This is a genomic window from Rhodococcus sp. WY5, assembly GCF_018588185.1.
Classification (GTDB): Bacteria; Actinomycetota; Actinomycetes; order Mycobacteriales; family Mycobacteriaceae; genus Rhodococcus_F; species Rhodococcus_F qingshengii.
This window is the reverse complement of record NZ_JAAMPR010000001.1, coordinates 4325181-4349323: the sequence shown is the minus strand read 5'-3', so window position 1 is coordinate 4349323 and position 24143 is coordinate 4325181. Positions and strand designations below refer to the sequence as shown.

The 24143-nt window shown below is 64.2% G+C and carries 8 protein-coding genes; 3 read left to right on the top strand and 5 right to left on the bottom strand.

Going from position 1 to position 24143, the window contains the following annotated elements; translation table 11 throughout:
• Window positions 1-141: 141 nt before the first annotated feature.
• Window positions 142-14427, top strand: coding sequence for a non-ribosomal peptide synthetase (locus G4D79_RS19970; protein ID WP_214514298.1), 14286 nt, complete (start codon window positions 142-144; stop codon window positions 14425-14427).
• A 1-nt stretch (window position 14428) separates the two neighbouring features.
• Here the strand turns inward: G4D79_RS19970 and G4D79_RS19965 are convergent, their stop codons facing one another.
• On the bottom strand, window positions 14429-15277 hold the full coding sequence (locus G4D79_RS19965; protein ID WP_020907736.1) for a Ku protein: 849 nt from the start codon (window positions 15275-15277) through the stop codon (window positions 14429-14431).
• A 140-nt stretch (window positions 15278-15417) separates the two neighbouring features.
• Between G4D79_RS19965 and G4D79_RS19960 the strand changes: the two genes are divergently transcribed.
• Window positions 15418-16389, top strand: coding sequence for an alpha/beta hydrolase family protein (locus G4D79_RS19960; RefSeq protein WP_003944869.1), 972 nt, complete (start codon window positions 15418-15420; stop codon window positions 16387-16389).
• A 14-nt stretch (window positions 16390-16403) separates the two neighbouring features.
• Here the strand turns inward: G4D79_RS19960 and G4D79_RS19955 are convergent, their stop codons facing one another.
• Complete coding sequence (locus tag G4D79_RS19955) at window positions 16404-17534, bottom strand: lycopene cyclase family protein (RefSeq protein ID WP_214514297.1); 1131 nt, start codon at window positions 17532-17534, stop codon at window positions 16404-16406.
• A 10-nt stretch (window positions 17535-17544) separates the two neighbouring features.
• Window positions 17545-18330 carry an SDR family oxidoreductase gene (locus G4D79_RS19950; RefSeq protein ID WP_047270400.1) on the bottom strand — a complete coding sequence of 262 codons (786 nt, stop codon included), beginning with the start codon at window positions 18328-18330 and terminating at the stop codon, window positions 17545-17547.
• A 129-nt stretch (window positions 18331-18459) separates the two neighbouring features.
• On the opposite strand from G4D79_RS19950, the gene G4D79_RS19945 reads away from it, so the two are divergent.
• On the top strand, window positions 18460-20091 hold the full coding sequence (locus tag G4D79_RS19945; protein WP_003944932.1) for an ABC-F family ATP-binding cassette domain-containing protein: 1632 nt from the start codon (window positions 18460-18462) through the stop codon (window positions 20089-20091).
• Between the two features lie 60 nt (window positions 20092-20151).
• Here the strand turns inward: G4D79_RS19945 and G4D79_RS19940 are convergent, their stop codons facing one another.
• Complete coding sequence (locus tag G4D79_RS19940) at window positions 20152-20718, bottom strand: TetR/AcrR family transcriptional regulator (protein WP_003944970.1); 567 nt, start codon at window positions 20716-20718, stop codon at window positions 20152-20154.
• 180 nt (window positions 20719-20898) lie between these two features.
• A complete protein-coding gene (gene acnA / locus G4D79_RS19935) occupies window positions 20899-23700 on the bottom strand; it encodes an aconitate hydratase AcnA (protein WP_007727883.1) in 2802 nt (933 codons plus the stop codon).
• Window positions 23701-24143 lie beyond the last annotated feature (443 nt).

Genomic DNA, 24143 nt, shown 5'->3' with positions numbered 1-24143 from the left:
CTCCAGCGGGCGATTTGCCAGTTTCCACCCGAGCTTTCCAAAGTATTCGTCTCATTTTCGAAGTGCCCCGATCAGTTCGAAGCGTCCAGCGGACGCATATACCTGTTTGCATCATGATCAAGTTGTAAGAGGGAGATTCGTGTGGATGGCAGTCCCGACCGAGGAATCGTTTCCGCAGCTCGTCCGGACGACGAACTCACCTTCCCTCTTTCTGCCGCGCAACTTTCCCTGCTTGTCGCACAACAGCTTCGACCCGAGATTCCCGTCAGCATCGCTCAGTACGTGGACGTGGACGGCCCACTCGACATCGAGCTGCTGACCGCTGCCAGCAAACAGACCGGCCGTGAGATCGGCTCCGGATATCTGCGCCTGGTCGAGGTGGACGGGGTTGCGCGTCAGTGGCTCGATCTCGACATGGACGACTCCCTCGACGTGGTCGATCTTCGCGCCGAATCGGATCCGGAATCTGCAGCGCAGGAATGGATGCGCAGAGAGCACACTGCTGCCATCGATCCGTTCACCGATCGCCTGGTCAGGCTGGCAGTCCTGGTGCTTCGCGACGACCATTACTACTGGTACAGCCGTATTCATCATGTGGCGCTCGACGGTTTCGGCGCGATGTCGATGATGAACCGCACAGCCGAGATCTACACCGCTGTGGTGCGCGATCTGCCAGTTCCCCCAGCGGTAACTGCCCCCCTCCAATCGTTGGTGAAGGCAGAGGCCGACTATCTGGGCTCCACGCGGTGGGAGCGCGATCGCGACTACTGGAACACCAAGATGGCCGACAAACCGGGCGGAACCTCGCTCGCGTCCTCGACTGCTCCGTCGCAGGCATGGTCTCGCCTACGGTCGGCGACGGTACCTACGGAACTGCGGAGCTCCCTCGAACGGCTGGCCGCCGCCCACGATGTGACGACGTCGTCAGTGGTGATCGGTGCTCTGGCGGCTTACCTCGCCCGGGCCACCGGGACCCGCGACGTGGTCCTCAGCCTGCCGGTCTCGGGGCGGACGACAAAAGCTGCTCGCAGGTCCGGCGGAATGATGTCGAACGTCGTCCCGATACGTGCGAGCGTCGATCCGCATTTCGCGGTCGGGGACTTGCTGCACGAGGTGAAGATCGAACTCACCGGCGCACTGCGTCATCAGAAATACCGCCACGAGGACCTACGACGCGACCTCAACGCCGGTGATCACAGCATCGCCGACGGACGAGGCTTCCACGGGCCGTTGATCAACCTCATGCTGTTCCATTCCGGAATCACTCTCGGGGACGCGCACGGCGAACTGAACGTGATCTCGACCGGGCCGATCGAAGACCTCTCCGTCAACGTCTATCAGACTTCCGCAGCCGAAGAGATCCAGATCGACTTCGCCGCGAATCCAGACCTGTACACCAACGAGGACATCTCGCGTCACCACCGGCGTTTCCTCGAGTTCCTCGACTTGTTCTGCGCTGCGGAATCGGGAACTCGATTGATGGATATCGACCCCGACGCCGCGGGTAAATGGATCGCCGAAGTTCAACACGCCCGCAACGTCGAGTACTGGTCTGCGACCTTGTCGAACCCCGCCGAGGAACTGGGTTTGCCGGTCGTCGCCGGATCCGGTCGAACGTCCACGCCCCTCGAGATCGAGGCAGGCCTCTGCCGGAGCCTCGAGACGATGGCGACGACGATGAACACGAGTCTGTTCGTGCTGTTCCAGTCTGCGATGGCCGGACTGCTGCGCCGCGTCGGTTCGGCCGACGAGGTGTCGATCGGCGTCTCGGTCCGAGGGTACGGCGCCTCCAATCCGGACGATTTCGTCTCGATGTTCGCCAACCAGTTGGTGCTTCGCTCGACGGTGTCGAACACCATGACGCTCACCGACCTGGTCGGTGCGGTGGACACCGTCGCAATCGAAGCTCTCGAACACGCAGACATTCTTCTGTCTTCGGTGACCGCCGCACTCGGTGACGGCCGCTGGGTCGAGACGGGCCCGTTGTTCCGGGCGATGGTCTGTTTCGAGGAGCCGCTGGATGCTCACCCGAGATTTCCGGGGCTCATGGTCGGTGCGCCTATCGGATCGGATCTGGCCACCGTGCCGGAACTGTTTGTCTCCCTGGCGATTCCGACTGGTGAGCATGCCGATTTCGATCAGCCGATCTCCGGTGTTCTGGATTGGCTCGGCACGAAAGAGCAAGCCGAGGACCTCGCCGACCGTTATCTACGAATCTTGACCGCGATGGTCGGTACTCCGCACTCGGCGCTCGGCTCAGTGGATCTACTGCGCCCGGAGGCGCGCCAGGCGCTGGTGCCGCCCGTTCTGCCGATTACCCCGGTCCGAACGCTCTCCGAGATCCTTTCCGACCGCATTCGGGCGACCCCGGAAGCGATCGCCGTGGTCGCGGGCAGCGAGCGCGTGTCGTACCGCGAACTCGATCGACGATCGAATCAGTTGGCGCGCAAGCTCGTCGATCATGGCGTGCAATCCGAGTCGTTGGTCGGAATCATGCTGCCGAAATCCGTGGACATGATCGTTGCCGCTGTCGCGGTAGTGAAGGCCGGCGGCGGATACCTCCCACTCGATCGTGCACACCCCGCCGAGCGTTTGGCATACGTGGTCGAGGATGCGCAACCGGTGTGCGTCATCTCCGATTCCACTTTCCCGAACTCCGCCTTCCCGAACTCTGACGTGGTGGTCGTCGGCGTCGAATCCGACGAATACTCCGGTGAGAGTCTGGAAACCGATGAGCGCCCGCGCGGACACGGAGCCGACAATCTGGCGTACGTGATCTACACCTCGGGGTCGACGGGCCGACCCAAAGGTGTCTCCGTCACCCACGCCACTGTGGTGCGATTGTTCGAGAACACGCACGTCGAATTCGGATTCGACGGCAACGACGTGTGGACGATGTTCCACTCGTTCGCCTTCGACTTCTCGGTCTGGGAACTGTGGGGCGCGCTGCTCCACGGCGGAACGCTGGTCCTGGTCGATCACGAGGTATCACGCGACCCTGACGCCTTCCGGGCGCTGGTCGCCGCAGAAGGCGTCACCGTGCTCAATCAGACGCCCTCGGCCTTCTACCAGTACATCGAAGCCGACCTTCGGGCCGATTCGGAGACCCGGCTCCGGTACGTGATCTTCGGTGGCGAAGCCTTGGACCTGCGTCGACTCGGGCGCTGGTACGACAATCACCCGGGGTACGAAAGTCACACGGAATCCGCGCCTGCACTCGTCAACATGTACGGCATCACCGAGACGACGGTGCACGTCACCCATCTCGAACTCGACCGGGCGAGCGCGAGTGCGCTGACCGGCAGCCGGATCGGTGACGCGATCGACGGACTTCGTGTGTACCTGCTCGACGAGCATCTCTCCCCGGTCCCGGTGGGGATCGCGGGGGAGATCTATGTCGCGGGCGGTCAACTCGCCCGTTGCTATCTGGGCCGTCCAGACCTCACCGCGGGCCGGTTCGTTGCCGATCCTTTCAATGCCGGCGGACGACGGTTGTACCGGTCCGGCGACCGCGCACGATGGATTGCGCCCGGACAACTCGAGTACCTCGGACGCGGCGACGCGCAGGTCAAGATCCGCGGATTCCGGATCGAACTCGGCGAAATCGACTCCGTCATCCTCAGCGCGCCGGGAATCGACGATGCTGTGACGGTTGTGGCTCCGACGCCGGCGGGCGGCGCTCTCGTGACCTATGTGACCGCTTCCGACGTCGTGGACGCCGACGCCCTCCGAGCTCACGCCGCCGAAGCCCTCCCGACCTACATGGTTCCCGATGCCTTCATGGTCCTCGATTCGATTCCGTTGACCACCAACGGAAAACTGGACCGGCGTGCGCTGCCTTCGCCTATCCTGGCCTCCACCAAGGTCTTCCGACCTCCGACGACCCCGACCGAGGGCAAGGTTGCGGCGGTTCTGGCTGACATCCTGAGTAGTGGACCGCTCGGACTCGACGATAATTTCTTCCATCTGGGCGGAAACTCGCTGGTAGCGACGACGGCGGTAGCGCGCTTGACCGAAGCCACCGGGGTTAAAATGCCGCTGCGTGCACTCTTCGACCATCCCACGGTGTCTGGGATCGCGGCGACGATCGAGCGTGCGGCACAGACCCCGGACGCCGACGGTATTCAGGTCGTGGCCCGGCCGCCTGTACTGCCTCTCGCTCCCGCGCAGCAGCGACTGTGGTTCCTGAACCGCGTGGCACCGGAATCAGGTGCGTACAACATTCCACTGGCGGTGTCGTTGCGCGGCGCCGTCGATCCCGACGCACTCAGTGCCGCGATCGTGGACGTCGTGACACGTCACGAGTCACTACGCACCGTGTTTCCTCAGATCGGGGACAACGCGACGCAGAAGGTTCTGGGCCTGGGCGAGGGGATCGCAGAGCTCGAGTCGATCGACGTGGAACGCGGAAGCCTCGAGAGAGTGATCTTCGAATTCTCTTCGGCCGGTTTCGATCTGGTCCGCGAACGTCCGGTGCGCTACCTGCTGATCACTGTCGCCGCCGAGAAGGAAGGCGATGACGAGGAAGCTGTCCTCGTAGTGGTTCTGCACCACATGGTGGCCGACGGTTGGTCGCTCGCGCCGTTGGCTGCTGATCTCACCGGCGCCTACGCCGCCCGCGTCGGCGGCAACAGCCCGCAGTGGGCACCCCTTCCGGTGCAGTACGCCGACTACACGCTCTGGCACCGAGAACACCTCGGCGACGCGTCATCCACCGATTCACTTGCCCAATCACAGATCGCGTTCTGGAAGCAGCAGCTGGCGGGAGCGCCCGAGCAGCTCCACCTGCCGACGGACCGTCCGCGCGCACTCGACCCGACCATGCGCGGAGCCGGAGTCGACATCAGAATCGGCGCTTCCACGCATCAGAAGCTCGTTGTACTTGCCGCCGATCACGACGCCACGCCGTTCATCGCCCTGCACGCGTGCTTCGCCCTGCTTCTGGCCAGGTACAGCGGCACGAACGACATCGTCATCGGAACACCGGTGGCAGGGCGAGGGGACCGATCTCTCGATCTGCTCGTCGGCATGTTCGTCAACACTCTTGCCCTGCGGACCGTCGTCGATCGGGACGCAACGTTCGCCGCATACCTGTCACAGGTCAGGGCCGTCGACGTGGATGCCTTCGACAATGCGGACGTGCCTTTCGACGTGGTCGTGGACGCGCTCGAACTGGACCGCTCGCCCGCACACCACCCGGTCTTTCAAGCGGCCATCACCTCGCGGATAACCACCGCTCACACAGCCGAACTGGCAGGGGTGTCGATGACGGCGCGGGCAGTCGAGACGGGGCTGACCAAGTTCGACCTCGAGCTCACCGTCACCGAACGTCACGAGGCCGGGGCCGCAGCAGGAATCGATGCCACGTTCACCTATTCCACCGACCTGTTCGACAACGCGACCGTCGAAGCGTTGGCGCGAAACTTCGTAACCCTCGTGGAATCGGCAGTGTCGGAACCGACTGCATCGGTTGGTGACCTTCGTGTACTCGGATCGCGGGAGAGTGCCGCGACGTTGCCGCGACGCGGTGTGGCTTCGGTGGGCGAATCGACGCTGGCGCAGATCCTCGGGGACACCGCGAGGACGTATCCCGACGCGATCGCCCTCGAAGACTCCGAGCGCTCACTCTCGTACGGGGAGCTGGAGCGTCGATCGAATCGGATCGCTCGATACCTCATGGACCTGGGAGTCGGCCCCGAGACACCGGTCGCACTGGCCGTCGCCCGATCGGTCGACTCCGTGCTCGCAGTCTGGTCGGTCACCAAAGCCGGTGGCGTTTTCGTCCCGGTCGATCCCCGTTATCCCGCAGATCGAGTTGCGCACATGCTCGCGGATTCGGGTGTGCGGATCGGAATTCGGTCCGCCGAGGTTGCGGCCGGTCCGGCAGCCGGTGGGAACGTCGCAGTCTGGATCGACCTCGGCGACGCGGACACGGTTGCAGAATGTGCCGCCTACTCCGACGCTGCCATCGACGACGCTGACAGAACAGCGTCGATCACTGCGGCGTCGGCCGCGTACGTCATCTACACGTCCGGCTCGACCGGAGTGCCGAAGGGCACCGTCGTCACTCACGCGGGTTTGGCCAATCTTGCTCGCGAACAACAGGATCGGTACCGGATCACCGCCGGGTCGCGAACTCTGCATTTTGCGTCACCGAGCTTCGACGGCGCCGTACTCGAGCTACTGCTCGCCGGTTCGACCGGCGCGACGATGGTGATCGCCCCTCCCGACATCTACGGAGGGGAGGCGTTGAGCGAGTTCCTCCGAAGTCACGAGGTCACTCATGCCTTCATCACTCCGGCTGCGCTGGCGACCGTCGATCCGGCGGGCGTGACGGCACTGGAATGCGTAGTCGTCGGCGGCGACGTGTGCACGCCGGAATTGGTCTCGAGCTGGGGCAACGGGCGCAGACTGCACAACGGATACGGTCCGACCGAAACCACTGTCATGGTTGCCATCAGTGACCCACTCTCACCGGGGGAGCCGATCACCATCGGCGGTCCCATCCGCGGAATCGACGCCGTGGTGCTCGACTCTCGGCTGCAACCGGTCCCGATCGGCGGCGTCGGCGAGCTGTACATCGGTGGGCCGGGCCTTGCACGTGGTTACCACCTTCGTCCCGCGCTGACGTCGGATCGGTTTGTCGCGCATCCGTACTCGACGCCCGGTGCCCGGATGTACCGAACCGGTGACCTGGTCCGCTGGACCAAGGACCTGACCCTTCGCTACGTGGGCCGCAGCGATCATCAGCTCAAGATCCGCGGGTTCCGCATCGAACTCGGCGAGATCGACGCTGCTCTGATGGATTCCCCTCTCGTCCAGTTCGCCACGACGATTCCCGTCGAATCCGCCGCGGGTACCACTCTGGCGTCGTACGTGTTGCTGAGCGGCGACGCTGATATCGAGTCGCTGTTCGTGGGACTCGCCGACACGCTGCCGCGGTACATGATTCCGTCGTCGATCACCCCGATCGACGCCATTCCGTTGACTCCGGTCGGCAAACTCGATCGCAGAGCGTTGCCGACGCCGATACCGCGCGAAATCCTCGGAACGGGCCGTGAACCCGAGGCCGGACTCGAACGAACCGTTGCCGACGTGTTCGCTTCACTGCTCGACGTGCCCGAGGTCCGGGCCGGAGACAGCTTCTTCGATCTCGGGGGCAACTCGCTCGTCGCGACGCAGGTGTCCGCGCGGTTGAGCGCAGCGACGGGACTCACGGTGGACGTTCGCTCGATCTTCGAAGCGCCGACCGTCGAAGCGCTCGCTGCACGTCTGGCGGCGAGCGCCGAAGAATCAGACGATCGACCTGCCCTGAGCGCCGGCGCTCGGCCGGACCGCCTACCGCTCTCCGCCGCGCAACAGCGCCTGTGGTTCGTCAATCGCTTCGACCCCCAGTCCGCGGTCTACAACATTCCGTTCGCGATCCGCATCACCGGAGACATCCACGGCGATGCACTCGAGGAGGCGCTTGCGGACGTCATTGCACGCCATGAGGTGCTTCGAACGATCTACGTCGACAGCGCCGACGGCCCGAGCCAGGTCATCCGAGCGCTCTCCGACGTGCAGTTCTCCGTCGAGCGCTACTGCGGATCCGAAGGTGTGGACGCGGCGACGACGGAGTTCGCGGCGCGTGGGTTCGATCTCGGTTCGGATCTGCCGATTCGGGCCATGCTGGTGCGCGAGGACGCCGGCGCTCACGTACTGGTCGTCGTCATCCACCACATCGCCTTCGACGGCTGGTCCCTGACTCCCTTTGCGACAGATTTCGTCGCGGCGTACTCCGCACGCGTCGTTGGAGACGCCCCGGTTTTCACACCGCTCGACGTGCAGTACGCCGACTACGCGGTGTGGCAGCAAGACTCGCTCGGACAGGTCGGCGACCAGGAGTCTCTGGTTGCCCGCGAACTGACCTTCTGGACCACTGCCATGGCTGGTGCCCCGGACGAGGTACTGCTACCGGTCGATCGCCCACGCGGATCTGTCTCCACGACCGCCGTCGGATCGGTGCCGATCGTCATCGACGCGGCGACCGGGGAGCGTCTCGCCGCCTTGGCGAGGCGCAGTGGCTCGACGCAGTTCATGGTCGTACACGCGATCCTGGCGGTTGTTCTCGCGCGTCTCGGTGCAACCGACGACGTGGTGGTCGGCACCCCGGTGGCAGGCCGCGGGCGACCCGAGCTGGATTCCCTGATCGGGATGTTCGTCAATTCGGTACCGCTTCGGACGCCGGTCGATCACCGAGCGTCGTTCACCTCCCTGCTCGAGGTCGTCCGTGAACGCGACCTTGCCGCCTTTGCGCACCCCGAGCTGCCCTTCGAGGTGCTGGTCGACGCCCTCGATCTCGACCGGTCCACTACGCGACACCCCCTGTTTCAGGTCATGCTGTCGTACCACCAGAATGTGGTCTCGCCGCAGGTCACGGTCCACGACGCGCATCTCGAAGCGCAAGCACTCGAACCGTCCGTCGCGAAGTTCGACCTCGAGTTCACCCTGCTGGCAGGCGATTCCGAGAAGACCGAGATCACCGGGTCGCTCAGGTTCGCCGAGGCGCTCTTCGACATTGCCACCGCGGAAACGATCGCCGCGCGTGTGCAGTCGGTGGCCCGCGCCGTCGCCGCAGATCCGGAGACCGCGATCGGCGACCTAGATTTCCTCAGCACCCTCGAGCGGGCGTCGCTGATGCCGGTTCGCGGTCCGGCGTGGACAGCCTCGCGTACCTTGGCCGAAATATTGACGCGGACCGCCACCCGTTCAGGCGATTCGGTGGCCCTTCGATCCGGTGACACCACCGTGCTCTACCGAGATCTCTTCGCCCGTGCATCGGCGCTTGCCCGCCGTCTGACCACGGAAGGGATCGGTGCCGAAGACATTGTGGCGATCGCGATTCCGCGCTCGATCGACTCTATCGTCGCCTTGTGGGGCGTTTCCTTGACCGGCGCCGCGTTTGTTCCGGTCGATCCGCGATACCCCGCCGATCGCATTCTGCACATGCTCACCGACTCCGGAGCCACTCGCGGAGTGACGACGGAAGCGGTGATCGAATCACTGCCCCGCCCGGTTCCGTGGATGACAATGGACGACATCCACGGCGACGGTGTCGGGCAGCCGGTTCCGGCCGCGCCGATCCGAATCGACAACCTCGCCTACATCATCTACACCTCCGGATCGACAGGAAAGCCCAAGGGTGTCAGCGTCACTCACCGTGGCCTGAGCGCATTGGCGGCCGAGCAGACGGCGCGTTACGGCATCTCGGCGCAGTCGCGGACGCTGCACTTCTCCTCACCGAGCTTCGACGCATCCATCCTCGAACTGCTGCTCGCAGTCGGTGAAGGCGCGACGATGGTGATCGCCTCTCCCGACGTCTACGGCGGCCAGGACCTCGCCGAATTGGTCACCGATCACCAGGTGACCCACGCGTTCATCACACCGGCAGCGCTGGCCTCGGTCGATCCCACCGGGCTGGACGTCTTGCAGTCGATCGTTGTCGGTGGCGAGGCATGCTCACCCGAACTGGTCCGTAAGTGGGCACAGGGTCGCCGATTGTTCAACGGCTACGGGCCGACGGAAACCACCGTCATGGTCTGCATCAGTGATGCCTTGAGCGTGGGGGAGACCGTGACCATCGGCGGGCCCGTCCGCGGCGTGTCCGCGGTAATTCTCGACGGCTCGGCTCAGCCGGTACCCGTCGGGGTCACCGGTGAGCTCTACATCGCCGGCCTGGGACTTGCCCGCGGCTACCTCGACCAACCCGCCTTGACGGCGACGCGATTCGTGGCAGCGCCGTTCGGCCCGGCCGGCACCCGCATGTACCGGACCGGTGACTTGGTTCGGTGGACGCCGCTCGGGACGATCGAATACGTCGGACGCTCCGATCACCAGGTGAAAGTGCGCGGATTCCGCATCGAACTGGGCGAGATCGACTCCGTCCTCAGCACTTACCCCGGCGTCGAGTTCGCGGTCACCGTGGGCGTCGACGCAGCTTCCGGTGAGACGATGTTGGCGTCGTACGTAGTGCTCGGTGCCGATGCGGTCGAGATGGACGAGTTGCTGAGCCATGCGCGCCGCTCACTGCCCGCCTTCATGGTGCCGTCGGCGATCACCCCGATCGATCACGTACCGCTGACCCCCGTCGGGAAGCTCGACCGATCGGCATTGCCGGCGCCGACACTGCGTTCGTCCGAGCGAAGTGTCGAGCCGCTGACGACCGCGACCGAACTCCAGGTTGCCGGCGTCGTGGCGGAACTGCTGGGTATCGAACAGATCAGTGCGTCGGACAGTTTCTTCGAACTCGGTGGCAACTCACTGCTCGCCACCAGACTGGCCCAGCGACTCGGCGAGTCGTTGGGCAGGCAGGTGCCTGTCCGAATGCTGTTCGAGCACCCCGAAATTCGGGAACTTGCCACTGCGCTCGACACATCCGCCGGGGCGAAGGCGCTTCCACCGATCACCGCCGTAGACCGCCCCGAGCGAATTCCGCTGTCCTACGCGCAAGCACGCATCTGGTTCCTCAACCAGATGGATCCCGGCTCACCCGCGTACAACGTCCCTGCTGCGATCTCCCTCGACGGTGCACTCGACGTGCCGGCCCTCGAAGCTGCGGTCCTCGACGTGATCGAAAGGCACGAAATCCTGCGCACGGTGTTCCCCGACTCCGGCACCGGTCCACACCAGGTGATCCAGGATGCATTCACCTCGCTCGAGTACGGAAATGCGGACACCCGTGAACCGGCAGAGCTCGCCAGAGAATTCGCGTCGCGTGGATTCGACATCACGACCCAAGCTCCCGTTCGCGCGCTCCTGCTCGAATCGACGCCGCAGCACCACACACTTGTCATCGTGATCCACCACATCGCGGCGGACGGATGGTCGATCGCGCCGTTGATGAAGGACGTGCTCACCGCCTACGTCGCGAGAAGTTCGGGACACGCTCCCGAGTTCACCCCGCTCGAAGTGCACTACGCGGACTTCGCCATCTGGCAGCGGAAAGCGCTGGGCTCGGTGAACGAATCCGAGAGCGTGCTCGGGGCACAGGCGTCGTACTGGCGGGAGACGTTGCGGGGAGCACCTGAATTGATCGACCTTCCGAGCGATCGAGCGCGCCCGCGCACCCAGTCGTTGAGCGGTGCCCACACGGCGGTCTCGCTTCCGGCGCACACCCGGATCGCGGTCGAGGCGGTTGCCGGAGCCAATGCGGCGACGCCGTTCATGGTGCTGCACGCTGCCTATGCCGTCCTGCTGTCCAGGCTGAGTCGAAGCACCGACATCGTGATCGGATCTCCGGTCGCCGGGCGAGGACACCGAGTTCTCGACGACCTCGTGGGAATGTTCGTGGGCACGGTCGGACTGCGCACGACAGTCGACCCCGGGTCGACGTTCGTCGACGTTCTGCGTACTGTCCGCTCCGTCGATCTCGACGCCTTCGCCCACGCGGACATTCCGTTCGAGCAGGTCGTGGACGTGGTGGCGCCGACCCGGAGCACCGACCGTCATCCGGTGTTCCAGACGATGATCTCGTTCCACGGCGCCCACCCGACGACGTGGGACCTGCCTGGACTTGCCGTTCGTGCCCATGAGATCACACCGGACATCGCCAAGTACGACCTGCAGTTCACCGTTGTCGAACAGACCGCGGAGGAAGGCGGCGGCTACGAGGCCTCCCTCACCTACGCGAAGGATCTCTTCGACACCGATACGGCGGAGTCGTTTGCAGTGATGCTGGAAACGATCGTCGAGACACTGACTGCCCAGCCCTCCGCCGTCGTCGGTGACGTGGATCTTGCGGGACGTCGCCTGCGTGCGTTGCCCGGACGTCCGGCCGGCGATGCTTTGACCTTGCCGGAGTTGCTGCTTCGCGGCGCTGCCGATCCGCACGCTCCGGCAATCGTCGACGTCGCCACATCCGTCACGCTCACGTACGGCGAACTCGACCGACGCTCCGACGCTATGGCGTTTGCGTTGATCGCTCGCGGAATAGCGCCGGAAATGATGGTGGCACTGGCGCTTCCGAGGTCGGCCGACTATGTGATCGCGCTCTGGGCCGTAGCGAAAGCCGGCGGAGTGTTTCTTCCCGTGGATCCGGCGTACCCCGCCGAGCGGATCGAGCACATGCTCACCGACAGTGGAGCGGCACTCGGTATCACCAGGGGCGAGTATGCGGCCGACCTTCCGGGCGTCACATCGTGGATCGAGTTGGATGCGATCGAATTCACCACCGAAATCGAGGCAGTCCATTCCGAGACACTGCCGGACGCGCCACTCGAGTTCGACAACCCGGCCTACTTGATCTACACCTCGGGCTCGACAGGAAAACCCAAGGGCGTGTTGGTCACTCATGCGGGACTGGCAGCGTTTGCCGACGAACAGCGGGAGCGTTTCGGCGTCACCGCGCACTCTCGCGCTCTGAGCTTCGCCTCGACGAGCTTCGACGCGTCGGTTCTCGAGCTCCTTCTGGCTTTCGGCGCCGGCGCAACGATGGTGATAGCGCCGCCGACAGTTCTCGGCGGTGTCGAATTGCACGAACTGCTCGACGAGCAGACGATCACCCATGCTTTCGTGACTCCAGCCGCCTTGGCGACTGTCGATCCCGCCGGGCTCGACCATCTCGAAGCCGTCGTCGTCGGCGGCGACGCCTGTTCCGCCGACCTCGTATCTCGGTGGGCACCGGGGCGCCGAATGTTCAACGCGTACGGCCCGACCGAGGCCACCGTCGCCGTCACCATCAGTGATTCGCTGGTCGCGGGGGAGCCCGTGACGATCGGCGGCCCGATCCGCGGCGTGGACGCGATGATTCTCGATTCCCGACTGCACTCGGTTCCCGGCCAGGTCGTCGGTGAGCTCTACGTCAGCGGCGACGGTCTCGCCCGCGGGTACCTCGGCAACCCCGCACTCACAGCCGCGCGCTTCGTCGCCGACCCGCATGGACCCGAAGGCGCTCGGATGTACCGCACCGGGGATCTTGTGCGCGAAGATCGCTCAGGGGCACTGATCTACCTCGGACGCGCAGACCACCAGGTCAAGATCCGAGGGTTCCGAATCGAACTCGGAGAAATCGACGCGGTGCTGGCAGCGGAAGCCTCCGTGCATTCGGCTGTCAGCGTCGTCGTCGGGGAGGGCATCGACGCTCGGATCGTCGCGTACGTCGTCCCGGCACATGCGGACTTCGACGCCGCCGCGCTACGCCGTCACGCAGGTATATCGCTGCCTGCGCACATGATCCCGTCCGCTGTTGTCGTGATCGGCGCAGTCCCGACCACACCGGCGGGCAAGCTCGATCGCAGCGCTCTGCCTGCTCCCAACTGGGAGTCGCCGAGTGGACGCAGTCCGGAAGGCAGCGACGAGATCGCGATCTGCGCTGCTTTCGCAGAGGTACTCGATCTGGCCGACGTAGACACGTACGCCGATTCGAGTTTCTTCGAACTCGGCGGCAACTCACTCATGGCAACGCGTTTGGTCGCTGCCATCAAAGAACGCACCAGCATGACCGTCCCCGTCGCGTGGATATTCTCCGACCCGACTCCGGAGGCATTGGCGCGCAGACTCTTCGAACTCGAGGCAACAGTTGTGACAAGTGACGCGGATACCTCCGCACTTGCGGTAGTCCTGCCACTACGTCCGGAAGGCCGCGCCGAGCCACTGTTCTGCATCCATCCGGCCATCGGATTGGCCTGGTGCTACGGAGCGCTCGATCGCTACGTCGACTCCAGCCGGCCGCTCTACGGCCTGCAGTCGCCGGTCCTGACGGACTCCGAATTTCGGGCGGAGCTGATCGAGGACTTCGCGGCGCGGTACGTCGAGGAAATTCGCGGAGTTCAGCCGCACGGTCCGTATCACCTGCTGGGGTGGTCGATCGGCGGATTGATCGCTCACGCGGCGGCGGTGCAGTTGCAAGCCGCGGGTGAGAGCGTCGCCGACCTGATTCTGCTCGACAGCTTCGTTCTCGAAGACCCGACGATGGCGGGCGCGCAGCCTTCTCTCGCCGAACTGATCGGCGGGTTGGGGATCTCGGTCCCGGACACCGGCGTGCGTGATCTGACACCCGAGGACGCCGAAGCACTCTTGCGCGAAGCCATCGGCGATCACCCCTTGGTCTCGAGCGATCGGATCGAGCGACTGTTCGAGGAATACTCCGCCGGCGCCGAACTGGCTCACCGATACCGCCCGGGCAAGTTCGTGGGCGATCTGCTGTTCTTCTCGGCACACGCCGACACCTTCGACCCGCTGCGAACCGCGTCGGCGTGGCGACCGTTCGTCTCCGGGGTGATCATCGACCGTCCGGTGCCCACGTCACACGCCGAAATGTTCACCGAGGCAGGTCTGGAGGCGATCGGACCCGTGATCAACCTTGCGGTCGGAACGGGTCGTCACGCGGCTCCGGACGTCGACGCAGAGTTGGACGCTCTGATCGAGATCCAAGACGTGCGCGGCTGACTCAGGCTCGTTTCTTCCTCGGTGTAGTCGACTTCGACGAGCCGGCCTTGGAGGCGTTCGACTTCGCTTCGTCCACACTGCGCTGCAGTGCGGCAACCAGGTCCACCACCTCTGCGTCGGTGCCCTCTTGGTCGACCTCGGCGGCCGGGATGACCTTCTTGCCGCCGTTCTCGATCATCTCGTCGAGCAACTGCCTCAGTTGGAGCTGATAGTCGTCGGTGAACTCGGTCGGATCGAAATCGCCCGCCATGCTCTCGACGAGCGTCTGCGCCATCTTCAGTTCCTTCGCCTTCGGCTTCTCCACGTCGTCGAGGGAAGGGAACTCTGCTGCACGAACTTCGTCGGGCCACAGCAAGGTCTGGATCACCAGAACACCATCGCGAGCGCGCATCGCGGCCAGGCGCGTCTTCTGTCGCAGCGTGAAATGCACCAGTGCCGTTCGATCACTCTCGGTGAGCACAGTCGAAAGCAGGACGTACGCCTTCGGCGACGCCGAATCGGGCTCGAGGAAGTAACTCTTCTCGAACAAGATCGGATCGATCTGATCGTTCGGCACGAATTCCAGCACCGGAATCTCGTGCTTCTCCGCAGCCGGGAGTTTGTTGAAGTCCTCGTCGCTCAAGATGACGCGCGATCCGTCTTCCGAGTCGTACGCCTTGTCGATGTCGGCGAACTGAACCGTGTTTCCGCACTCGGAACACACACGGTTGTACTTGATGCGGCCACCGTCTTTTGCATGGACCTGGTGAAATCGGATGTCGTGGTCCTCGGTCGCCGAGTACACCTTGACCGGGACGTTGACCAGACCGAAGGCTATCGAGCCTTTCCAAATCGAGCGCATGCCTCCCATGATGGTCGCCGCCGGCCGTTTGCGCGAGGCAAACGATCACGGTTGATCCCGAACCGTTGCGTGTGGATGGGTCGGTTCGGGGCGTATCGAGCGGGTATCCGCTTCGAGAACCCGACTCGCACACCTGGGGGGACGCTCCGATGAGAATCCGAACCTACCGTCGACGCGTCACCGCGGCGCTGGCGATTTCACTGGTTCCACTGCTGTTTGCGCCTTGGCCCGCGAACGCAGATCCGGCACGCACCGTAACCATCAGCGTCCACTCCGATGCGATGGGCCGCGACATTCCACTCGAGGTGATCCTCCCCGCCGACACGAGCGCCCCACGGCCTACGTTGTATCTGCTCAACGGCGCCGGTGGTGGCGAGGACAGTGCAACGTGGGAAGGACGGACCGATGTCCTGGACTTCTTCGCCGACAAGAACGTCAACGTCGTGACGCCGCTGGAAGGAGCGTTCAGCTACTACACCGACTGGCAGAAAGACGATCCCGTACTCGGGCGCAACAAGTGGCAGACGTTCCTCACTCGCGAACTGCCGCCCGTCATCGATGCGCAGTTCGGTACCAACGGGGTCAACTCCATCGCGGCGATTTCGATGACGGCGACGTCGGTACTCAATCTCGCGATCTCGGCACCAGGGCTTTATCGGAGTGTCGGGGCCTACAGCGGGTGCGCGGAGACTTCCACCCAGCCGGGTCAGGACTATGTGCGGTTGGTGGTCGGCGCGCGGGGTGGCGCTGATCCGACAAACATGTGGGGACCGTTCGACGGTCCGGGATGGCGCGAGAACGATCCGGTCGTGAACGCGGAGAAGTTGCGGGGGACCGCACTGTACGTTTCCACCGGATCCGGGCTGCCAGGTCCGCACGACAACCTTCAGGCACCCGATGTGAACGGAAATCCCGGAGCGCTCCTGAATCAGATCGTCGTCGGCGGCATCATCGAATCCGCGGTCAACGGGTGCACGCACGGCTTGGCGGACCGACTGAACGCACTGGGCATCCCCGCGACCTTCGACTTCAAGCCGACCGGAACCCACTCGTGGGGCTACTGGCAGGACGACCTACACAATTCCTGGCCGATGATCGCCGGCTCGATGGGAGCGCAGTAGTCGGTCCGAAGTGCTCACCTCAGAAACGGCGCGCGCATCAACGTCTTTCGGACGTGCCACGGTGACGATCGGAACAGGGTTGCCATCACCTTCGCCGTCGCGGACGCGTCCCGCCGATCGGACAGGTAGGACCGCTGAGCCTCGACCGGTAGATCGAAGAACGTGTCGAAGAATGTCGCGACCTCTCCCGAGCCGAGGATGAGAAGTGCGTTCAGGCCAACGCGGCGAAGGGCAGACACCGCCTTGGCCGACCGCGGCCAGAGCGCCGCGTTGGGATCTCCACCGTCGGCGATTGCTTTGGCGACAGCGTCTGCCTCGGCGAGTGACGAGGCAACGCTGTATCCGGTTCCCGGATGCATCAGACCGCCTCGCCCGCCGAACCGGAGGACACCGTCGGGGAACGACTCCTTCGGGCCTTCGACTGCAAAACGGACTCGCTCGACCGGTGCGTCGTCGGGGACTTCGCAGCCCCGATTGCGAAGTCGGGTGCGCAGACGCGCTTCGAGTTCGCGGAGTCCCAACGCCGGCCGGCCGACGAGGCAGGTCTCCTCGATGAGGACTCGCTCGTCGTCGAGTGGGACCGCATAGAGAAACGACGGAGTGTCGGCGTCGGAGGCGCCGTTGTCTGGTCGCCAGTCCATGAACCAGGCTTCGCCACTACCCAGAATCGGATCGGCCAGCGCGCGGTCGACGATCACTCCGAAGGCGGTCTGCTGGGCGGTTGTCACCGTCAGTTCGGTACCCCGGGCGTCGATGACGACGGAACCTGTCAGCTGCGATCCGTCCACGCACAGGACGGCGGTAGGTGACAGTGTTTGAGCACGCAAGGCTCTGAACTGTACGGATGTGCCCGAGAGAAATGATTGCAGTAAAGATGTATTCAATACGCAATATGTGCGATCAAGCGTCTTCTGTCTGCGGGTCCACACGCTCGGGCGTTCGATCCGGCTTGCGATCACATCGACCGGCAGCCACGACGGCAGCTCGTCAGCCCACGCCGAATAGGTCGGCGTCCACACCCGATGGGGATGCGGATCGACAACGACGACGGTGAGTTGCCGGGCGATACAGCGGGTGGCGAGTGCCCGCCCGGCCGGGCCGCCACCGACGATCACCACGTCGGCGGAAGAGTTGTCTGTGCTCACGACCGGCGCACTACATCGATCCCGTTGCGAGCAGACCGCCGTCGACCCGGACCGTTTCGCCCGTGATCCACGCCGCCGCGTCGGAGACGAGGAAGCCGACCAGACCGGCAACGTCCTCGGGGGTGCCGAGCCGCTTCATCGGGTAGCCCGCCGACGCCTTGTCCTCGCCGGCAGCGACCAGGGCTGCCGCGAACTGCGTCTTGACGATCCCGGGAGCTACGGCGTTGACACGAATCTTCGGTCCCAGTTGCCAGGCCAGTTCTTCCGTCAGGCGGATGAGCGCAGCCTTCGACGCGCCGTACGCCGCGATGACGCCCGTCGACCGGATCCCGGCCACACTTGCCAGGTTCACGACGGCTCCACCGTGTTCGCCCATCCATGCCCGATGTGCTTGCTGGACGTAACCGAGGGCGGCAACCACATTCACGTCGAAGATCTTGCGCACGGCGTCGAGGTCCGCTTCCATGAGCGAACCGAAGACGGGGTTGATTCCGGTGTTGTTGACCAGAATGTCGAGTGAACCGAATTCGGACACGGCGCGGTCGACGGCACCGGAGCGGGCTTCGGCATCGGCTGCGTTGCCCGCGAATGCGACGACCTTTCCGCCGTGCCCCAGAGCGGACAGCTCGGATGCGGCGGCCTCGAGAGGCTCCGGCTTGCGGGCTGTGATCAAGACGTCGGCACCGCGAGCGAGGAGTTCGGCGGCGACAGCTTTGCCGATTCCGCGACTTGCGCCGGTGACGATGGCGGCACGGCCTTCGAGGTCGCGAGGACGAGTGCTGTTTTCGCTAGTCATGTCCCGAACGTTAGCGGACTCACACGCTGCTGGTCGGAACGACCGTCAGGTCACGGTAAAATCGATAGTTCTTGTGTCTGTAGTCAGGCATTGTTTACCCGTATTCGTCGTTTTTCCTGAGGAGTTTGCTTGATTACCGCCACTGACCTCGAAGTTCGTGCCGGTGTCCGCACCCTTCTCACGGCTCCCGGGCCTTCGTTGCGCATCCAGCCGGGCGACCGGATCGGACTCGTCGGACGTAACGGAGCCGGAAAGACGACCACACTGCGCATCCTCGCCGGCGAAGGTGAGGCATATGCGGGAAGCGTCGTACGTACCGGTGAACTCGGATACCTCCCGCAGGACCCCAAAGAGGGCGACCTGAGCGTCCTCGCCAAGGACCGGGTTCTCTCCGCACGTGGCCTCGACACGATGCTCCGCGAGATGGAGAAGCAGCAGATTCTGATGGGCGAGGTGCTCGATCAGGAATCGCAGGACCGCGCGGTCAAGAAGTACGGTCAGCTCGAGGATCGGTTCTCGGCCCTCGGCGGATACGAAGCCGAGAGTGAAGCCGCACGCATCACCAGCAGCCTCGGTCTCGAAGACCGCATTCTCGGGCAGCCGCTCAGCACGCTGTCCGGCGGTCAGCGTCGTCGCGTCGAATTGGCGCGCATCCTCTTCGCCGCCTCCGACGGCAGCGGTGCCCGCTCGGACACGACTCTGCTGCTCGACGAGCCCACCAACCACCTCGACGCCGACTCCATCACCTGGCTGCGTGGCTTCCTCCAGAACCACGAGGGTGGACTGGTGGTCATCAGCCACGACGTCGACCTGCTCAACGACGTCGTCAACCGCGTGTGGTTCCTCGACGCCGTCCGCGGTGAGGCCGACGTCTACAACATGAACTGGAAGAAGTACCTCGACGCTCGTGCCACGGACGAGCAGCGTCGTCGCCGCGAGCGCGCCAACGCCGAGAAGAAGGCCGGTGCGCTGCGGATTCAGGCCGCCAAGATGGGCGCAAAGGCAACCAAGGCCGTCGCGGCTCAGAACATGGCCAAGCGAGCCGACAAATTGATGGCGAACCTCGATGCCGAACGTGTCTCGGACAAGGTTGCGCGGATTCGTTTCCCCGAACCCGCCGCTTGTGGCAAGACTCCGCTGATGGGCAAGAACCTCACCAAGGTGTACGGCTCGCTCGAGATCTTCACCGGTGTCGATCTCGCGATCGATCGTGGGTCTCGTGTGGTGATCCTCGGACTCAACGGTGCAGGTAAGACCACACTGCTCCGCATCCTCGCGGGCGCGGAGAAAGCGGACGCTGGTGAGCTGATCGCCGGTCACGGACTCAAGGTCGGTTACTTCGCTCAGGAGCACGACACCCTCGACGACGACGCGTCCGTGTGGGAGAACATCCGCCACGCCGCGCCGGACACAGGGGAGCAGGAACTGCGTTCGCTGCTCGGTGCCTTCATGTTCACCGGCCCGCAGCTCGAACAGCCGGCCGGAACGCTCTCGGGTGGTGAGAAGACGCGTCTGGCTCTGGCCGGTCTGGTGTCGTCCGCTGCCAACGTTCTGCTTCTCGACGAGCCCACCAACAACCTGGACCCGATCTCACGCGAGCAGGTGCTCGACGCGCTCCGCAGCTACACCGGTGCCGTCGTCCTGGTCACCCACGATCCGGGTGCTGCCGAGGCACTCAACCCCGAGCGGGTCATCCTCCTGCCCGACGGCAACGAGGACCACTGGTCGCAGGAGTACCTCGAGCTGATCCAGCTCGCCTAACCCCCTGTGCGCCTTTTTGGTAGTGGGAACTACCAAAAAGGCGCACAGGGGCGAAGCCCCTCAATCTCTCCGCCGCACCGATTCCTCGACCAGATCGAGAACCGCTGACAGGTTGTCGACGCCGTGGCCGGAGGCGATTCTCGCGACCAGGCCGTCCATCACCAGATCCAGATACCCGATCAGAATTTCGGTGGGGACGTCGTCACGGAGTCTGCCTGCCGATTTCTGTCTGGCGAGACGCGCACTGGTCGCTTCCGTCAGTTCTACGGAGCGCTGTGACCACTTCTCGCGGAAATCGGCGTCGTTGCGCAGTCGACGCGCTATCTCCAGTCGCGTTCCCAGCCAATCGAATTGGTCGGGCTGCGCGAGCATGTCCCGCATGACCTGGACGAGGCCCTCTTCGGCGACGACATCTGCCATCCGGCTCGCATCCTCGCTTGCGAGAGCGAGGAACAGGCCGTCCTTGTCCTTGAAGTGATGGAAGATCGCTCCGCGGGACAAACCGGTGACTTCTTCGAGACGGCGAACTGTGGCGCCGTCGTAGCCGTATTCCGCAAAGCAGCGGCGGGCGCCGTCAAGGATCTGACTGCGCCGTGCCGCGAGATGGTCTTCACTGACCTTGGGCACGGGCATCCCTCCTTTGTCGGGTTGCCTGTGAACACTTTCGGCCGTAGGCGCTGAATGTCGACTCAGTGCACAAAGCGCTCACGACCACCGATGAAACCTGGTTCGCCTTCCGGCGAAAGTGGTCGTGAGCGCTTTGTGACCCGTCAGGGGCCGAAAGTGCTCACAGGCACGTAGTGCCTACTAGCCCCGGATCATGTTGCGAAGCACGTACTGCAGGATGCCACCGTTGCGGTAGTAATCCGCTTCGCCGGGGGTGTCGATGCGTACGACTGCGTCGAACACGACCTTCTCGCCGTTCTCGCGCGTCGCCGTGACCTTCATGGTCTTCGGGGTGACGCCCTCGTTGAGCTTCTCGACACCTTCGATGTCGAAGGTCTCGGTGCCGTCGAGCTTGAGCGAACCTGCGGACTCGCCGACCGGGAACTGCAGCGGGACAACGCCCATGCCGATCAGGTTGGAGCGGTGGATGCGCTCGAACGACTCGGTGATGACGGCCTTGACGCCGAGCAGGCTCGTGCCCTTGGCTGCCCAGTCACGCGAGGATCCGGAGCCGTACTCCTTGCCGCCCAGGACGACCAGCGGGATGCCGGCTGCCTGGTAGTTCTGCGACGCGTCGTAGATGAATGCCTGCGGTGCGCCTTCCTGCGTGAAGTCGCGGGTGTAACCACCGGAGACGTCGTCGAGGAGCTGGTTGCGCAGACGGATGTTCGCGAACGTTCCGCGAATCATGACCTCGTGGTTACCGCGACGCGAGCCGAGCGAGTTGTAATCCGCACGCTCGACGCCATGGGAGTCGAGGTACTGCGCAGCGGGGGTACCGACCTTGATCGGACCTGCCGGGCTGATGTGGTCGGTGGTGACCGAGTCGCCGAGCAGTGCGAGGACGCGAGCGCCCTTGATGTCCTTGACCGGAGCCGGATCCATCGTCATGCCGTCGAAGTAAGGTGGCTTCCGCACGTAGGTGGAGTTCTCGTCCCACTCGAAGGTGTCACCCTTCGGGGTTTCGAGGTTCTGCCAGCGGCTGTCGCCCGCAAAGATGGTTGCGTACGACTTGCGGAACATGTCCTGGTCGATCGAGGACTTGATGGTCTCTTCGATTTCCTGCGTGGACGGCCAGATGTCCTTGAGGTAGACGGGGTTTCCGTCGGTGTCGTTACCGAGCGAATCGGTCTCGAAGTCGAAGTCCATGGTTCCGGCGAGGCCGTAGGCAATCACGAGCGGCGGGGAAGCCAGGTAGTTCATCTTGACGTCGGGGGAGATACGTCCCTCGAAGTTACGGTTACCCGAGAGCACCGCGGTGACCGAGAGGTCGTTGTCGTTGATCGCCTTCGAGACTGCCTCGGGCAGCGGTCCGGTGTTACCGATGCACGTGGTGCAGCCGTAACCACCGAGGTAGTAACCGAGCTTCTCGAGGTACGGCCACAGGCCGGCCTTCTCGTAGTAGTCGGTGACGACCTGCGAACCGGGAGCCATGTTGGTCTTGACCCACGGCTTGGTGGCGAGGCCCTTTTCGACGGCGTTGCGTGCGAGCAGTGCAGCACCGAGCATGACCGACGGGTTGGACGTGTTGGTGCAGGAGGTGATACCTGCAACGACGACGGCGCCGTGGTCGAGAACGAACTCACCGGCGTCGGACTTGACGACGACCGGCTTGCTCGGACGGCCTTCTGCACCGTTGGCAGCAGAGAGAACGTCGACCGCTCCGTCGTCGGCAAACGACAGAACCGCGGGATCGGAAGCCGGGAAGGACTCTTCGACTGCCTCGTCGAGCTGGGTGTGCTCGGTCGGGTGGTTCTCTTCCACGTAGTTGTGGATGTCCTTGCGGAACGCAGTCTTGGACTCCGACAACAGGATTCGGTCCTGCGGGCGCTTCGGGCCGGCGATCGAGGGAACAACGGTGCCCAGATCCAGCTCGATGTACTCCGAGAAGACGGGTTCCTTGTCGGGGTTGTGCCACAGGCCCTGTTCCTTGGCGTACGCCTCGACGAGAGCGAGCTGCTCGTCGCTGCGGCCGGTGAGGCGCAGGTATTCGATGGTCTCGGCGTCGATCGGGAAGATCGCTGCGGTGGAACCGAATTCGGGGCTCATGTTGCCCAGCGTCGCGCGGTTCGCGAGCGGAACCTCGGCAACACCGTTGCCGTAGAACTCGACGAACTTGCCGACGACGCCGTGCTTACGGAGCATCTCGGTGGCGGTGAGCACGACGTCGGTTGCGGTGACGCCGGGCTTGATCTCACCGGAGAGCTTGAAGCCGACGACGCGGGGGATCAGCATGGAGACGGGCTGGCCGAGCATTGCTGCCTCGGCCTCGATGCCGCCGACGCCCCAGCCGAGCACGCCGAGGCCGTTGACCATCGTGGTGTGCGAGTCGGTGCCGACACAGGTGTCGGGGTATGCCTGTCCGTTACGCGACATGACGGTGGGTGCCAGGTACTCGATGTTGACCTGGTGAACGATGCCCATTCCCGGGGGGACGACCTTGAAGTCGTCGAATGCGCCCTGGCCCCAACGGAGGAACTGGTAACGCTCGCCGTTGCGCTCGTATTCGAGGTCGACGTTGCGCTCGAGTGCGTCGGCCTGGCCGAAGACGTCGAGGATGACCGAGTGGTCGATGACCATGTCGGCGGGGGAGAGCGGGTTGACCTTGTTCGGGTCGCCGCCGAGGGTGGTGACGGCCTCACGCATGGTGGCGAGGTCGACGATGCAAGGAACGCCGGTGAAGTCCTGCATGATCACGCGGGCAGGCGTGAACTGGATTTCGATGCTCGGCTCGGCTGAGGGATCCCAGCTTGCGATTGCGCGGATGTGATCCGCGGTGATGTTGGCGCCGTCTTCGGTGCGGAGAAGGTTCTCGGCGAGAACCTTCAAGGAATAGGGCAATTTCTCGGTGCCGGGGACGGCCGAGAGGCGGAAGATCTCGTAAGAGTTCTCACCGACCTCGAGGGTTCCCTTGGCTCCGAATGAATCGATACTGGTGCTCACGTCTGCTCCACTCGTCTATGAGGGTCGCTACCGACGGGGCTGTGTCGGCAGCTGAAGCGAGGTACTTCGGCCGGGAAGATCCTCCGTAGCTCACGCCAATCGCACAGTTCGCGTGAGAACTGTCCGAACATCGGAGCTGCAGTAGAACCTGTCCTGACCGGTGGTACCTCTTGGTCCAAGTCTAACAGTACGCTTGTCCTGTGAGAATTCAGGGCAAGTTGACCGAAACAATCTTCATGCAGACTGCGGGCCTGCGCAACGCAGGCTTGGCTGGGTGACCGCACCCACAGCTACCGCTCGGGCGGCACGCGCGGCGGTTGTGTGTGACGCCTGGTGGCAGTCGACCTGAAGTAGGGTGCATGCAGGCCCGTCGCGGGTCGGCCGCCGAAAAACGACCTCGGAAGAACTCCCCGCATCTCAGCGGTGGACGGAATCCGAACAGC

Coding starts and splice junctions, on each gene's coding strand:
- G4D79_RS19965 (WP_020907736.1), bottom strand. CDS start 15,277: ATGGGAGGCATGCGCTCGATTTGGAAAGGCTCGATAGCCTTCGGTCTG.
- G4D79_RS19960 (WP_003944869.1), top strand. CDS start 15,418: ATGAGAATCCGAACCTACCGTCGACGCGTCACCGCGGCGCTGGCGATT.
- G4D79_RS19950 (WP_047270400.1), bottom strand. CDS start 18,330: ATGACTAGCGAAAACAGCACTCGTCCTCGCGACCTCGAAGGCCGTGCC.